The sequence below is a fragment of the Zobellia nedashkovskayae genome (assembly GCF_015330125.1).
Taxonomy (GTDB): domain Bacteria; phylum Bacteroidota; class Bacteroidia; order Flavobacteriales; family Flavobacteriaceae; genus Zobellia; species Zobellia nedashkovskayae.
Genome location: NZ_JADDXR010000002.1, coordinates 560,572 through 576,009, shown reverse-complemented (window position 1 = coordinate 576,009; position 15,438 = coordinate 560,572). Strand labels below are relative to the sequence as shown.

At 37.3% G+C, this 15,438-nt stretch carries 10 protein-coding genes; 2 read left to right on the top strand and 8 right to left on the bottom strand.

Features of this window, described 5'->3' with window-relative positions; translation table 11 throughout:
- Nucleotides 1-71 precede the first annotated feature (71 nt).
- Nucleotides 72-926: a hypothetical protein gene (locus IWB64_RS02490; protein WP_194532515.1), complete on the top strand. Its 855-nt coding sequence runs from the start codon at nucleotides 72-74 to the stop codon at nucleotides 924-926.
- Here the strand turns inward: IWB64_RS02490 and IWB64_RS02485 are convergent.
- Entirely contained in the window at nucleotides 923-2,200 is a 1,278-nt protein-coding gene (locus IWB64_RS02485; protein ID WP_194532514.1) for a replication-associated recombination protein A, read from the bottom strand. The genes IWB64_RS02490 and IWB64_RS02485 overlap by 4 nt on opposite strands.
- 145 nt (nucleotides 2,201-2,345) lie before the next feature.
- Between IWB64_RS02485 and IWB64_RS02480 the strand changes: the two genes are divergently transcribed.
- Nucleotides 2,346-3,089, top strand: a complete 744-nt coding sequence (locus IWB64_RS02480) for a rhomboid family intramembrane serine protease (protein ID WP_194535783.1) — start codon at nucleotides 2,346-2,348, stop codon at nucleotides 3,087-3,089.
- 133 nt (nucleotides 3,090-3,222) lie between these two features.
- On the opposite strand, the gene IWB64_RS02475 is transcribed toward IWB64_RS02480, so the two are convergent.
- The 7 genes from IWB64_RS02475 to IWB64_RS02445 all read right to left on the bottom strand — a co-directional run bounded on the left by IWB64_RS02475 (nucleotide 3,223) and on the right by IWB64_RS02445 (nucleotide 15,430).
- The gene (locus tag IWB64_RS02475) at nucleotides 3,223-4,590 is read right to left on the bottom strand and encodes a SusD/RagB family nutrient-binding outer membrane lipoprotein (RefSeq protein WP_194532513.1); all 1,368 of its coding nucleotides are present in this window, start codon (nucleotides 4,588-4,590) and stop codon (nucleotides 3,223-3,225) included.
- A 4-nt stretch (nucleotides 4,591-4,594) separates the two neighbouring features.
- Nucleotides 4,595-7,816 (bottom strand): SusC/RagA family TonB-linked outer membrane protein, encoded by a 3,222-nt coding sequence (locus tag IWB64_RS02470; protein ID WP_194532512.1) that lies wholly within the window; start codon nucleotides 7,814-7,816, stop codon nucleotides 4,595-4,597.
- Between the two features lie 505 nt (nucleotides 7,817-8,321).
- Nucleotides 8,322-9,068 carry a 23S rRNA (guanosine(2251)-2'-O)-methyltransferase RlmB gene (gene rlmB, locus IWB64_RS02465; RefSeq protein WP_194532511.1) on the bottom strand — a complete coding sequence of 249 codons (747 nt, stop codon included), beginning with the start codon at nucleotides 9,066-9,068 and terminating at the stop codon, nucleotides 8,322-8,324.
- A 92-nt stretch (nucleotides 9,069-9,160) separates the two neighbouring features.
- Complete coding sequence (locus tag IWB64_RS02460) at nucleotides 9,161-9,949, bottom strand: prolyl oligopeptidase family serine peptidase (RefSeq protein WP_194532510.1); 789 nt, start codon at nucleotides 9,947-9,949, stop codon at nucleotides 9,161-9,163.
- A gap of 8 nt (nucleotides 9,950-9,957) precedes the next feature.
- Nucleotides 9,958-12,633, bottom strand: a complete 2,676-nt coding sequence (locus IWB64_RS02455; protein WP_194532509.1) for a T9SS type B sorting domain-containing protein — start codon at nucleotides 12,631-12,633, stop codon at nucleotides 9,958-9,960.
- Nucleotides 12,634-12,854: 221 nt separating this feature from the next.
- Nucleotides 12,855-13,877, bottom strand: coding sequence for a DUF3179 domain-containing (seleno)protein (locus tag IWB64_RS02450; protein WP_194532508.1), 1,023 nt, complete (start codon nucleotides 13,875-13,877; stop codon nucleotides 12,855-12,857).
- A 113-nt stretch (nucleotides 13,878-13,990) separates the two neighbouring features.
- Complete coding sequence (locus IWB64_RS02445) at nucleotides 13,991-15,430, bottom strand: SusD/RagB family nutrient-binding outer membrane lipoprotein (protein ID WP_194532507.1); 1,440 nt, start codon at nucleotides 15,428-15,430, stop codon at nucleotides 13,991-13,993.
- Nucleotides 15,431-15,438: the final 8 nt, after the last annotated feature.

Genomic DNA, 15,438 nt, shown 5'->3' with positions numbered 1-15,438 from the left:
TTTTTTCATCTTCCTAATTACAAATATTAAATACAAAGATTGTGAAGCATATATTCCTAACCTGTTTTTTCATGGTAAGCCTAATTGGTATGGCCCAAGAGCAACTTAATGATTACAAATATATTGTTATTCCTAAGAAGTTTGACGGCTTCAAAAAGGTTAATCAATACCAGACTAGTACTTTGGTTAAATATCTATTTACCGAAGAAGGATTCCAAACGGTTTATGAGGATGAATTACCTAGCGAATTAAACAACAATAGATGTTTAGGGTTAACAGCAAGTCTTATAGATGATTCGTCAATGTTTTCTACTAAAACAAGTGTTGTCCTAGAGAATTGTAAAGGAGAAGAAGTTTATGCAACAGCTGTAGGTAAGAGTAAGGAGAAGGATTATAAGTCAGCATACGGAGAAGCTTTAAGAAATGCCTTTAAGTCATTAAATACTGTTAGTTATAGTTATAATGGTAAGGCCGATAAAACTGAGCCCGTAACCGTAAGCATGCAAAACGATATAAAGCAGATAGAAGAAAAGCCAGAGTCGTATGAGCCAAAAAACAAACAGCCTATGGTTCAACAAGAAGCTACTAGAGAAAACCAAAGTTATAAAGATAACAGACCCAAGCCTTCTAACTTAAAGAGTTCTGTTCAGGCGCCACCTGCGGTTCCAACTGCAGCTAGTGTTGTGATTAAAGCAGAAAAATCTGCTAAGGGTGCACTTTACGCACAAGAAATCCCAAATGGATTTCAGTTGGTAGATAGTACGCCTAAAATCCAATTAAAAATATTCAAGACCTCTTTGCCAAATTACTATATAGCCGAAGGCGATAGTGAAAACGGAGTAGTTTATGAGCAAGGCGGAAAATGGTTTTTTGAGCAATATGTTGACGGAAAACTGAAAACAGAAGAATTGACCGTTAAATTTTAATGGTCATACTTACCTTTCCATCTATTCTTTAAAAATTCTTTGATTGCATTTTCGCGGGAGTTATTTCCGGGCTGATAAAATGGCGTTCCCGATATTTCCTCCGGAAGAAACTCTGCATTTACAAAGTTGTTTTCGTAATCATGGGCGTATTGATATTCGGCGCCATACCCTAAATCCTTCATTAATTTGGTAGGTGCATTTCGCAAGGGTAGAGGTACGGAGAGGTCTCCGGTTTCTCTAACTTTTTGCTGCGCCTTTTTAATTGCCATATAACTGGCATTACTTTTTGGCGTTGTAGCTAAGTACACAGCACACTGGCTGAGAATTATACTAGCCTCGGGATATCCTATTGTAGTAACCGCTTGAAAAGCATTGTTGGCAATAACCAAAGCAGTAGGGTTGGCAAGGCCAATATCTTCAGAAGCTGAGATAAGAAGCCTTCTGGCAATGAATTTTATATCCTCGCCACCTTCGATCATTCTAGCTAACCAATAAACGGCACCGTTAGGGTCGCTTCCACGAATAGATTTTATAAACGCTGAAACAATATCGTAGTGTTGTTCCCCCGTTTTATCATAGAGCACCGTATTCTTTTGAACCTTGCTCATAACGAGCTTGTCAGTAATTACTATAGTATCTCCGGGTTCAGAATTTACCACGAGCTCAAAGATGTTCAGCAATTTTCGACCATCACCACCAGATAGTCGCATAAGAGCTTCGGTCTCTTTTAAATCTATTTTTTTTGATTTCAGGTATTTGTCCTCTTTAATTGCTCTTTTAAGAAGATTTTCTAAGTCATTTTTTCCAAAGGCATTCAAAATATAAACTTGACAGCGTGAAAGGAGTGCGGGTATGACCTCAAAACTGGGATTTTCCGTAGTAGCACCAATCAATGTAACCCAACCTTTCTCCACAGCAGCTAAAAGCGAATCTTGTTGCGATTTGCTAAAACGGTGTATCTCATCAATGAACAAAATTGGATTTTTTGCTGTGAATAGCCCTCCACTTTTCTTTGCCTTTTCTATTACTTCACGAATATCTTTAACTCCGCTGTTAATAGCGCTTAGTACATAAAAAGGGCGCTGACTTTCTGTTGCGATGATATTGGCCAAAGTGGTTTTGCCCGTTCCAGGAGGTCCCCATAGTATAAGGGAAGGGATAATGCCTCTTTTAATTTGGTTGGTTAAAGAGCCATCTTTACCCACCAAATGATTCTGGCTAATATAGTCTTCTAAGGTTTTAGGGCGAATGCGTTCCGCTAAAGGTTCGTTCATGGTGCAAAAGTATAATAAAGTTGTTAGAAGATGGTTTCTATAAAGAGGCAAACTAACTTTTTCGAAAGTTGAATGAATGTCATTAATAAATGACTATTTAGCAGTTGAGATACAGTTGGCCAACTTATTGCTAATTTTACAACGTATGTCTGAAAACACCTATTTTAAATTTACCAATAGTGTCATTATTGCCCCTATGTTGGCAGTGATTACAATATGGGCGGTGTTTTGGGTTGAATTGCGCTATAAAATCAACCTAAATGACTACGGCATATACCCACAGCGAGTTTCGGGTTTAAAAGGCATTATTTTTAGCCCGTTTATTCATGGTTCGCTAGAACATCTCTATAATAACACTATTCCGTTAGCCATTTTGACCGCGTCGTTGTTTTATTTCTATAGAAGTATTGCGCTAAGGGTACTTTTAATAGGTATTTTAATTTCCGGTTTATTTACTTGGGCAATGGGTAGACCTTCATATCATATAGGTGTCAGTGGTGTTATCTACCTTTTAGCAAGTTTTATATTTTTTAAGGGAATTTTCACTAAGCACTATAGGTTAGTAGCCTTGTCCTTAATTGTAGTTTTTATTTATGGAAGTATGCTTTGGTATATTTTTCCCGTTGAAGATGGAATTTCTTGGGAAGGGCATTTAGGAGGGTTTCTTGGAGGACTTCTGTTAGCATTTACGTTGAAAACCGAAGTGCCGCCCGTAAAAAAATACGATTGGGAGAAAGAGGATTATGATGAAGAAGCAGATGCGTTTTTAAGGCAGTTTGATGAAAATGGAAATTTTATAGAATTACCACCCGAAGAAGTTGTTCCTGACAAAGGAATTCAAATTACATATCACTTTAAAGAAAATAAAGATAATGACGTGGTAGAGTAGAAATTTGTTAACGCATATTGTATTACTCAAGGTTGAATCTGTTTAGAATTTTTATTCTGTACTAACTATAAATAAAGAAAAGCCACCTTGATAATTTATCAAGGTGGCTTTTAAATTGTTTTAAGAATTAGTGCTAATTACTTGGGAAAGCCCATAAGTCATCGTCTAATAAATGACCGCCTTGAGCTGAAATAGCAGCTTCGTAATTAATTAAATTAGTAGTCCGTTCAGTGATAGGGTATAAGAACCTTCTTGGAATTACTCCAGAAGGATTCACACCAGGAACGGCATCTGGATTTGGAATCAAATCCGGAAAACCTGTTCTACGATAGTCTACCCACACTTCTAATGGGGCATTTCCGTATAAAGATTTATATTTCTCTACGATGATAGTCTCTATTTTATCGGCTTCACTACCTGAAAGGCTTAATGCATTTACATAGGCGTCAGCGTCAGCCTGATCTATACCAATGTAAAGCATATTAGAAAGTACTGCGTCCTGTAGTGCGGCCAAGGCGTCTGCATCTGATCCTGCAGTTCTAATAATAGCTTCGGCCTCTATGAATTTCACCTCCCAATAGGAAATAAGTGGGGTTGGAGAATCTAGTTGCCCCCAGAAAAGACCTTCCTCTCCAGCGAAAGTTGACCCGTCTGTAGTATATAAAGGTAATCTTGGGTCTCCGGCCATTAGAGTATTGAGTGAACTAGAAAAGCCTATAGTTCCAGGTCTGTCATTATCGAAAAGTGCAAGCGGATTCGCATTTTGCGCCGGGGCACTAAATACAAAATCTGGTTGTTCGGCCGTACTGGCAAATGCTTGTTGTGCTTCAAGAAGAGCACTTTGCGCTGCGGTGGTGCCATTAACAGAAGTTAAGTGTAAATAATAACGTGCTTTCAGAGCATGTGCAGTAGCTTCCCAGTTGATACCATCTGTTGCCCCCGCTCCCATAAATGCCCCTACGCCAGAATTAACACCTTCTGCAATAGCTTCATCTAGTAGAGTTTGAATCGTACCATAAAGCTCAGATTGGTCATCGTATGTAGCGTTTAAGTTTCCGGCATCGCCTAGAAACGCATCTGTATAAGGTACATTTCCCCACATACTTGTAGTCGCCCCTAAATTAGCGGCCATATATAATTTGGCCAACGCACTAACCTCTCCGGTATTGTTTTGCATTATAACAAAGCAATCCCTCATAGAACCCGCTCCATAAAGACCGGAGCCCCATAAATTGTCTAAATCATTTTCTCCAATATTGTATTGGGCATATGCAATTTGTTGAGCATCTAGGCCATCAAAATGTTGCGTTATTATTCCAGCTATTCTTCCACCTAACGCCATTGAATTTCTATGGGTTTGAGTTATCATACCAGGGTATATAGCACCTGCATTGATAGATTCTGCTGAAGGACTATCAGGTTCGGTATTTAAGTCAGTGATTTCACATGAAGCAAATAGACCTAAAAATAGTGTACAAAGTATTAATTTTATTGTCTTCATTTTCTTAAAAGTTTAATTTTACATTAAGGCCGTAACTTTTTGTATTGGGCTGATTAAAGTAATCCAAGCCTATACCATTGGTGTCACCGGTTAAGTTTGTCTCAGGGTCAATACCTGGGTAATCCGTGCTTAACCACAGGTTTCTACCGTACCCTGAGAGAGATATGCCATCTATAAAAGTGCCTTCAAGCCATTTGTCTGGAAAATCATACGACAATGTTATCTCGCGTAAACGTATCCAAGATGCATCATGTATATTCGGTTCTGAAAGCCCTCCAAAACCGTATCTTCTCCAAAGATTATTGTTCTCACTAACTGAAGAATCTGAATAAGGAATTACTTGTGTATTAACAGCACCAGTTGATTGTACAACGCCTGGAATAACAGTGGTCTGGTCTCTAACCAAAGTTGCTTCGGAAGTACCAAAATAGTCTAGAATTCCACAAGTTCCACACCACACATCTCCGCCTTCTCTAATGTCAAACAAGACAGATAGACCAAGACCTTTGTATCTAAAAGAGTTGCTGATACCTGCTATCCAATCAGGAATTGGGTCCCCTACAACACCGTCTTCAGGATCTTGCAAAGCATATCCATTGTCATCTATCAACACTTCACCGGCATCATTTCTTAGATATCGTGAACCAAATATAACACCATAAGATTCGCCAACGACTGCACGGGAACTGGTACTAGTAAAACCTGTTAACAGTATATTTTCTACACCTTCGGTCAGTTCTTCAACTACGTTCTCGTAAGTAGTCCAGTTTACATTAACATCCCAAGAAAAATCTTCTGTTCTTATTGGAGAACCACCTAGACTTACTTCATAACCTGTATTAGAAACAACTCCCGCATTGTCAAAGCGATCTAAAAAACCGGATGATGGAGCAGCGTCCACCGGAATTATTTGGTCTGTAGTTTCTTTATCATAATAAGAGAAGTCGAATTTTAAACGGCTCTTAAGCATGGATAACTCTATACCTATCTCAAATTCAGTTGTTTCTTCTGGTTTTAAATCAGGATTTCCAGCTCTTGAGGATCTTTCAAAAGAGGTTGCATCATACGCCGGAAATGTAGTACTCTGAATAAATCCGTCTCCGCCAACTAGGGTTCCATTAAAATTTGTTGTGGTTGCATATACAGGTGCATCATTACCTGATTTACCCCAAGAACTCCTTAGCTTACCATAGTTTATAAAGGAATCTTGATTAAGTAGTTCACTAAAAACAAAACTACCACCTATAGAGTACGATTGAAATGTGTTACTATCTACAGGTAATGTAGATGACCAGTCATTACGGAAAGATGGGGTTATGAATAACATATTGTTATAGCTCAACGTAGCAGTGGCGAATGCCCCGATTAGCTTCTTAGCGCTAGAATTTTCAGAGGCTTGAGTGGTTTCAACATTACTTAAATTAAAGAAACCAGGAATTGTCATTCCATCACCAATGACAGTTTGCCTATTGAATTTAGTATAATATCCATCATATCCAATACTAGAGGTAATCCCAAGTTTTTCACTAAAATCATGGTTTAAACTCATCAAGAAGTTCCAGTTTATATCTTGGTTTGCGATAACATCGTTTAATATCCTACCGGATCCAAAGTTGGCATCTAGTACATCAAAACCAATTTTTCTGGTATCTGTATAACGGTCAATGGAAGCCGATGATTTAAAACTTATGGCATCACTTAAATCATAAGTAAGTCCCATTTTACCAATGGTTCTATTAACATCATCTTTATTGGAGTTTTTAGCAACCGTAAAATAAGGGTTGTTATAAATTCCGTCTCTATAACTTCTTTGACCTGGCAATTCTGATCCAGGAATGTCATAGTAATAAGTGGCTTCACTATCTGCTGCAGCTTGTCCCGTAAGACCATTTCCATTGTCAAAAGTTGGACTAGACCTTACTAATCCAAGCATTATACCAGAAATATTGGATCCTCTTTGAACTCTGGTACCACCAGAGTTGGTGTATTGCCCTGATGCATCCAATCTCAATTTTTCGCTCAATTTTGCTCCAAGGTCTAATCTGAACGTTTTTCGTAAAAATTCTTCATTTGGTGAAATTCCGTTTTGTTTTAATCTACCAACCGAGGCACGATAATTGACAATTTCATTTCCACCACTTGCGGACAAATTAATATCAGTAGCATCTCCAGTTTTGAAAAAGTCATATTGATCATAGGCTCTTGCTGCTACGCCGTTTCCAGTTCCCGCCGGAACTAAGCGCCCACCTCTATCAAATGGGTACGAAGAATCTCCATCAAATTCCAAATCTGAAATTTTGGGTCCCCAAGTATCACCTTCAAACGTTTCAGGGCCTCTGTATTCCAAGCCCGAACCATCTTCATTATGCCTACCTTGAGAATATACCTGTTGTAACGCAGGAACTTTGTTGTAGCTAGATAAGGTTGTAGAAGTACTTAATGTAAACCTTGTTTTACCGGCCTTACCTTTTTTTGTGGTTATCAAAACTACGCCATTGGCTGCTCGCAGTCCGTATAAGGTTTGAGCTGCAATTCCCTTAAGAATGTTTACTGATTCAATATCATTTGAGTTGATATCAATGGCACGATTCGAGAAATCACTACCACCTGTCGCAGAATTGTTAAAAGAATCCGTTGGATCCTCCGCAAAAGATGAGTTGTCAATTGGTACACCATCTACTATAAATAATGGTGAGTTAGAACGTGTAATAGAAGTATTACCTCTAATTCTAATGTTTGCAGAAGCTCCTACAGAACCTGAAGAAGTGGTAACTTGTACACCCGCAGCCTTTGAACTTAAAGCAGAAACTAAATTAGTTTCCCTAGCTTTTGTTATTTCGTCAGAATCTACGCTTTGAACAGCATAACTTAAAGATCTTGGATTGGATTTAATTCCTTGTGCGGTAACAACAACTTCTTGCAAAGCCTGTGCATCTTCTGTCATTTGAAGATTGATAGTGCTTGAAGTTGTAATGGAAACAGTCTCGTTTTTGTAACCTAGATAGGAAAAAATCAATGATTGACCTTCGCTGGCGGAAATAATATATTTTCCGTCAAAATCTGTTTGGGTACCGGTGGTTGTTCCTTGAACAACAATGTTGACCCCTGGTAACGGCAAACCACTTTCATCTGACACCGCACCGGTAATCGATTTGTTTTGTGCAAAAGTGATTTGCACTATTAAAGCCAGAAAAAGGGTTAATAGTCCTCTTAATTTTACTTTCATTTTATTAATGTTTGAATTAGTTGCCTATAAAAGTCTTAAATTAATGTTAAGAATCCTATTTTTTTTAACTTTAAATTATGCGTGCATAGTTTTTGTGCGTGATATAATTGTATTTTTCTGTCTATTTATTACAAAAAAAACACATTTTGTAGCTTCAGAATTAAATAAAATCGAATTTATTAACTTATACTGATTATGTGTGCTGAATTATATAGGATAGCAAAATTGAGATTTTTATATACTAAAAGATAAAAGCTCTTTTAATATATACTTGCAGGTAATTCAACAGTAATTTCTGTTGAAAAAAGAAGCTTAACATTAAGTAATTAGGTACATTATGGATGTAATATATTGTGACGAAGAAGTTTCATGAAAATTTTATAAAATTACCACCCGAAGAAGTTGTTCCTGACAAGGGAATTCAAATTACGTACCACTACAAAGAAAATAAAGAGAGTGATACTCTAGAATAGGCGTAGACTACACTCTGTGAACCTACTTTTAATTAAGATTTAACTGAAGTTCTTTGTCTTACAGCTTCATATAAGAATACAGCACAAGCAACAGAAACATTTAAAGACTCAATTTCACCTAATAATGGTAATTTGGCTAAATGGTCCGCAGCCTTTAGGGTAGAGGGGGAGATGCCTCGATCTTCAGAACCCATAATAATAGCCGATGGCCCAGTAAAATTAACGTCATAAACGGAGGTTTCCGTTTTCTCGGTAGCACCAACTACGCTTATACCACTTGCCTGTAAGTAATAAACGGCATCTTTAATATGGTCAACTTTTGCGATAGGCACTTTAAAAGCGGCACCGGCAGAAGTCTTAATAGTATCTGCAGTTACAGGTGCAGCACCTTTTTTCTGAATAATGATACCATCAACTCCGGTACATTCTGCAGTTCTTATTATAGCCCCAAAATTACGGACATCCGAAAGTTGATCTAATAATAAAAATAAAGGAGCTTTCTTGTCCGCTATCACAGATTCAACAAGTTCCTCAAGTTCATAAAAGGTAATAGGGGAAATATTGGCAACAACACCTTGGTGGTTGCTTTGTGTCAATCGATTCAGTTTTTCAATAGGCACATAAGAAGAGTTGATTCCGTTTTTACGAATCAATCCTTCTAACTCACGCGATAAGTCACCTTTAAGGCCTTTTTGGACAAACACCTTGTCTATGGGTTCATTAGCATTTATAGCTTCTATGACCGCGCGTATACCGTAAATTTGAGTTGTTTTGTCCATGGGCGCAAATATAGGTTATTACAGAATTATATTATTGGATTCTGTTATAAGAATAATTGGCTTGATTCAGAAAAATACCGTCAATACTTTGGCTATTTCCAGATGGAGGTAGTAAGCCAGTCGACAGCATCTTCAAAATAGGATGCGTATTCACAAAGTTCCGTGTGCGTTAAACCGCCTGCTACTACAAATTCAATTGTACTTCCTGCTTCAACTGATTGGTCTACCCACGCTTGGGTTTCGGATAAGGGGAAGAGTTCGTCGTTCTCCGCGTGAATTACATATAATGGGGTAGGGATTTCTCTAGCTTCCCCATTTGTGTTTGTAGTATTGTAAGAACTGGCCATTGGAATACCTGCGCTAAAAACTTCAGGTTGTGTTTCTGCAAAGAACCAGCTTCCAATGCCTCCGTTGCTATAACCTGTTACGACTACTTTCTCCGGGTCAATATTCCAGTATTTTAGGGCAAGTGTAGTTAGTCCCATAACTTGGGATTGGTTTATAGGTTCAAACCATAGATTTGTTCCGCCGTTCGGACTTATTACATACGCATTGATTGAAGCTGTAGCTGCTTCTAAATAACAAGATGTATTTTTATGTGCATCTGGACTCCCCCCGGCAGCGCCATGAAGATTAATAAAAAGAGATTTCTTTTCATTTGAAGGTTCGGGGGCAGTTACTCTAAAATTCCAAGAAAGTCCGTCAGGAACTTCCAAGGTATAATCGTTATTACCTTCGTTAACAACCAGTTCAGAAAAGCTTTTGTCTACGTCTTCAAATGTAATATCTACTTCTTTTACTTCCTCATCGACAGAGTCAGAACTGCATGAAAAAAGGAGAAGGGTAGATACTGAAATAATCAATATCTTAATTGTTTTCATAATGTATATTATCGTTTTAGCGTAAAATGGCCTCGTAGTAGCCTTCCATCGGCCAATGATACGCGGAACCAGTAATCTGAGGATTGCAGAGGCTGACCGTTAAAATTCCCGTCCCAACCTTGTGAAGTGGGGTCTATTTGCGCTAGAAGATTTCCGAATCTATCAAAAATAGAAATACGCGCATTAATTTGATTCTCAGAGCCAAATCCCTCTATTTGCCAATAGTCATTACTTTGGTCGCCATTGGGTGTAAAGAATTTTGGATAGGCTAAAACAGAAACTTCTTGCGAAATAACTCCACATCCATCTATATTTCGAACATAAATCATATGGGTGCCCGTAGCAACATTCTTGAAGATATTGCTTTGCTGATAGTTGCCATCATATTCTAAACTGTATTCAAACGATCTATTACTATTCATTATGACTTCAACAATATCATTTGAGACCTTGATGTTTTTAATACCGGGTAGCTCAGTTTTTTTGACTGAAATAGTGCTAGTAGCGGAACACCCGGTGTCATTGGTAACAGTTACAAAATAGATTCCTTCCTGAGTCGTGTTTATTGTGGATGTCATCTCACCGGTTGACCAGAGGTAGGTGTAGCTGGTATTAGATTCATTTTTAATACCAGATGTTAAGGTCGTACCTTCTTGATCAGTACCACAGAGCAATACGTCTTGGTTAGGTTCGATATCGAATTGTTCAATTTCGATATCGAATGTACCCGAACCATAACAGATGTTTTCATTTTCTACTCTAACATAAATTGTATTGGTGCTTGATATGAAGGTATCAGGTAAGTAATCTCCGGATCCTAAAAGCGCTTTGTTCTCTGATAGATAAAATTGAATGGTACTATTTTCAGTTAAATTCAAGTCATTACGAATAGCCTGTCTTTTTAAATCAAGGCGAAACTCACCGGTACCATCATCTAATGCGCATCCATTCAGATTAGCAATATCTAAAGTCAAGGTTTGCTTAACTTTTAATTTCACCTCGGCATAGCTATAGCATAAACTAATTGGGTTTAATACTTTGGCTACGAGTAATTCATCTGGCACGACGTTTTTATACTCCATTGGTAGTGCATTTACGTTGGTTGTATCCAATTCTGCACTAGGCAAATCATTATAATAAAATACGTTTATAATTTGATCAGCATCTAAACTGACTGAAGAATTTATATTAGCGAGATTGAATTTCTCTAGTCCATTACTATTGGGTGTATTAGTACATTGATAATATTCAACTATATCCGAAGGTGTCTTTGGAGTGTCAAAAATAATAACAGTTTTTGTAATAGGATCACTTACTGTGCTACCAATAGTTTTAGTAAGAGAAACTGTATATTCTCCAGGAGCAGAGTATGTATGTTTTGGAGATATTTCATTGGAAGTAGCGCCATCATCAAAATCCCATGTTACTGAATCAAAAGGGGCGTCACCCTGTATTTCAAATTCAGTTTCATCTCCTAGACAAACATTTTGAAATTCAAACTTTAGAAGAAATAAGGATTGAACGTAGGGTGGGAGGCCTAATTCTGAGAATCTTCCGCCCAAAGAAATAGTGTTTGCTACATAATTGCACCCAGTACCCAAAACTTCAGGGTTATTGATGACTGATATACTGGTACCGGAATTATTAATGGAATAACCTGCACGATAAATTTTTCCATCAATAGCTAACTGAAGTGCTCCAGCAACGTTTGTAGAAGAGTTTATATCCTGTATGGATTCCTTTATATCACTCGATGTCAAATCAAATTGATATAGTGAACTTCCTAAAGGGCTTCCATCATCTTTATAATTATTGACGGTAGCATATAATCTAGTTGATTTTGGAGAAAATTCAATTCCATACGGTATTTTGCTGTTTAGAAGTGCCTGTTCATTGAAAACACTTCCCGTATTGGCATCAAAATTATACAGCAAAACTTTACCTGACTGTCTGCTTTGCGTTTTTGGGCCTGATACATTGCTATTACTGACCTGGCTATGGGCAATGGCCAACTTTTTACCATCTGGTGAAACCTTAAGATACCCTATAGCATTTTGTTTATAACCACCTGTGGGTACATCCGTGTTGCTCGGGCTAATTACTGGTGTGGTATTTACCCCGCTTTCATCGACTTTAAAGGCGTAAAAAGAATCTGTAAAATGGGTGATCACCCAAGTAGATGTGCCATCTTCATGCTGTACAGCAGATACTTTTTCAGAACATTTTAGACGTAGTTCTTCTGAATTGCTTTGATTGTAAGTAACAAGATGTATGTTTTTTTCTGATGTAACGACATCTCCAAACCCATTGTTTAGTGTTAAGTCAATCAAAGTGTAATTCAAACCTTTGTTATCATCTTCATCAGGGTCAGGTTCATCAACGGTAAAGATATAGTACTGAGTTCTTTCTATGTTTTTAGGTATGATTATAGAGGACTGAGTACTAGATTCGTGTCCAAACAATCCGGTTCCATTTGGCATTAATCTATGCGATTTGTCCCATACATTTAATCCGTCTGAATAAAACAATAAATTTCCATTCTGATCTGATATGGTTGAACAACCTTCATGAGTTTCTAGTTTTCCGTTAAGTAATGGTGTAGGAATACCACTGTTGAAATCAAGACCTGCGTTGTTTCCAAAATACCACCTACTAGCTTCTCTTTGGGAATATGCGTGCTGCATACTAACAAAGAAAAATAGTAAAAAGTATTTTAAGAATTTCCTTGGAAACATTGTGATTGAATTAATTATTAAAAATAACTAAAAATTAGTTATTATCATACTTAATCCATCGGTACATTATGTAGTTTGTCTAAGACATTTACTCTTCGACCTTAATCTTGATTCCTAGGGTAGGAAAAGGTGCTAATTAGATTATTTAAGTAAAAAAAATGTGGGTTCTGTTATTCAAAGAAAACAAAATCATCATAAAAATCTTGCCAAGATTGCCACGCTGCGGTATAAGCTTTTGGGGAGTCTAATTGCATATTTTTTTCAGGACCATCAACTACTAAACCCATAGCATTGTAAACGTTTCCTAAATCATCTTTGAAAAAAAAAGAGTCTTCATCAGATACACTGTATATTCTTTTGCTGTCAATATAATAAGAGCTTACGAAGTTCCTCTCCTCATTTCCTAAGACCAGTACTTTTTTTCCAGTTATTATGGTGTTGAGTAATGTTAGACCCGGCTCTTGAAATAAGTCGTATTTAAAAATATGGATTTTAACATTGGCTATTCCTGAAATTATTCCATATCTAAAATAATCACGATTTGTGGTTCCCGGACTTGAGATATTCTCTACTACTTCATTATTCACTTGTTCATTATAAACTTTAGCAGTTGGAAATTTTTCTTTTACAGTTTTCCAATCTGTTTCAACAACGTTAAAAGTATTTGGGCTTACATAATCGTATTGGCCTCGTACCCCTCTAATTAACATTTGAGACCATATGGAGTTAGTTTCTATATCTATTGGCATAAGGTTATCATTGAATAAATAACCAGAAGCTTTTAGGGTTACTACATTGTTATCTATAGTTCTGTCCCAAGCTATAGTGCTGGATGTTTGAGGACAATGTGTTATGGCGTATTTTTTATTCTCGTACTCGTTATTGATTATTTCATAGAGTCCAATGAAAGAATTTGGATATGCTCTTAATTCAGTAGGTCCCAAACTTATTAAAGTTGTTGGGTGATTGTCCTGATAGGAAACCGTATTAATTGGAGTGAATGAAGCCGTAGTTACTAAAGGGAAAGGGTTATATGGTCCTAATATTTTGGATTCAGAGATAGACCAAGCAGGCTCTTGGGTGACCTGTTCATTAGAAATGGTCTCTACGTTTTGAATCGTTTCGGACGATTCACATGACCAAATAACAACGCATAATAAAATTATAAGGCTATTTTTTAGTGTTTGTAACATGCTTTATAGTTGAATATACTTAAATAGTCTATAAAAAATAGAAGTCCTTACAATAAAAAAGAGCCACTGGTTTCCCAGTGGCTCTTTAATCATTTTATAGTATTTGATAGAACTTAGTTAACGTCCCAAAAAACAGTGGATGTTTTTGTGTCACCCCCCATGGCTGCTGCACCTGCTGCGTAACTAGCACCGTTTCTACTTGGTTCGTTTATAGGATAGGTATACCTACGTGGAACATCTTCTCCTGAAGTAGGAGGTATATTCATCATTGGAAAACCATATTTTCTGTAAGTGGACCAAGCTTCAAAACCTCTGTTGAATAAGTGTAACCATTTTTGCACAGCAATTTTCTCTTGCCAAGTACTTGCAGCTGTGGCATAAGCTACGTCTGGGTTAGCTAAATAAGTTGCAACATCGTCAACAGCCCAGAATTCAAAAGATGCTGTAATGGCAGCCTCGTAATGAGCCGGAGCATCTGCAGGAGAACCTACTAAACCTAATTCTGCTGCTTCAGCAAGTAAAAACTCAACCTCAGCATAATCAAGAATATCACCAGGAGTATCAGGTTGATGAAAAAGATCGCCTAAGTGAGTGTAGTCTCCGTAAGGTGCGTTTACACCATAAGGGCCACCAACATATGTGTCAGATGATCCGTCTTCTTGTAAGTTATCCGCAAAGTATACAGTTCTTCTTGGATCCTCTAAGTCATTCATGATGTCAATAATAGTATTTGAGCCAATAAAATCCTGTCTTCCGCTCTCAACTAAATCAGTCCAAACCGGATTGGTATTTGGAGCACCATCTAAATATGCAAAAGTTGCATTATCGTCATTTGATGTAAATACACCACTAGCAACAGCTTCAGATGCCATAGTAGCAGCTTTACCTGCATCAACAGACTCAATTCTAACAGCCATTCTTAATTTAAGTGAATTAGCGAATTTTTTCCACTTAGCCATATCACCGGCATAAATTAAATCAGAGCCGCCAAATGATCCTTCCGATACAGTAATTGAAGCAATAGCTGCATCAAGTTGTGTAATTATTGCTGTATATATTGCTTCATCGTCATCATAAGCAGGTAACACATTGTCAATATCTAATGCTTCTGTGAATGGAACATCTCCAAAAGAATCAGCTAATACATGATACGTATAGACTTCCAAAATGCTAATAGTAGCAAGTTGGTTGGTAACCAATTCAGCAGAAACCGTTGAGTTGTCCGTATCGTTAATAATAACTTTAGCTTCATCAAGGTCTTTCAATACATCTCTGTAAAGAACTGCCCAATGTGCTCCGGGTTGATCTCTATTGATGAGGTTGTAATTGGTCTCATCCTGGTAAGTGGTTTGAGCCCAAGCTTGACTAAAGTGTCTGAAAATATTGGAATTAACACTACTTTCAGTCATTTGATCAACCAAATTCCTGGTTGCATTGGCAAAAACCGTTTCAGAAGGAACGGTAGTTGCAGATTTAGTATCGACATTAATATCTCCAAAATCTGAGCAGGAGAAAAATGCCATTGTTGCAAATATTATTAAATATTTTTTCATAGTAAATT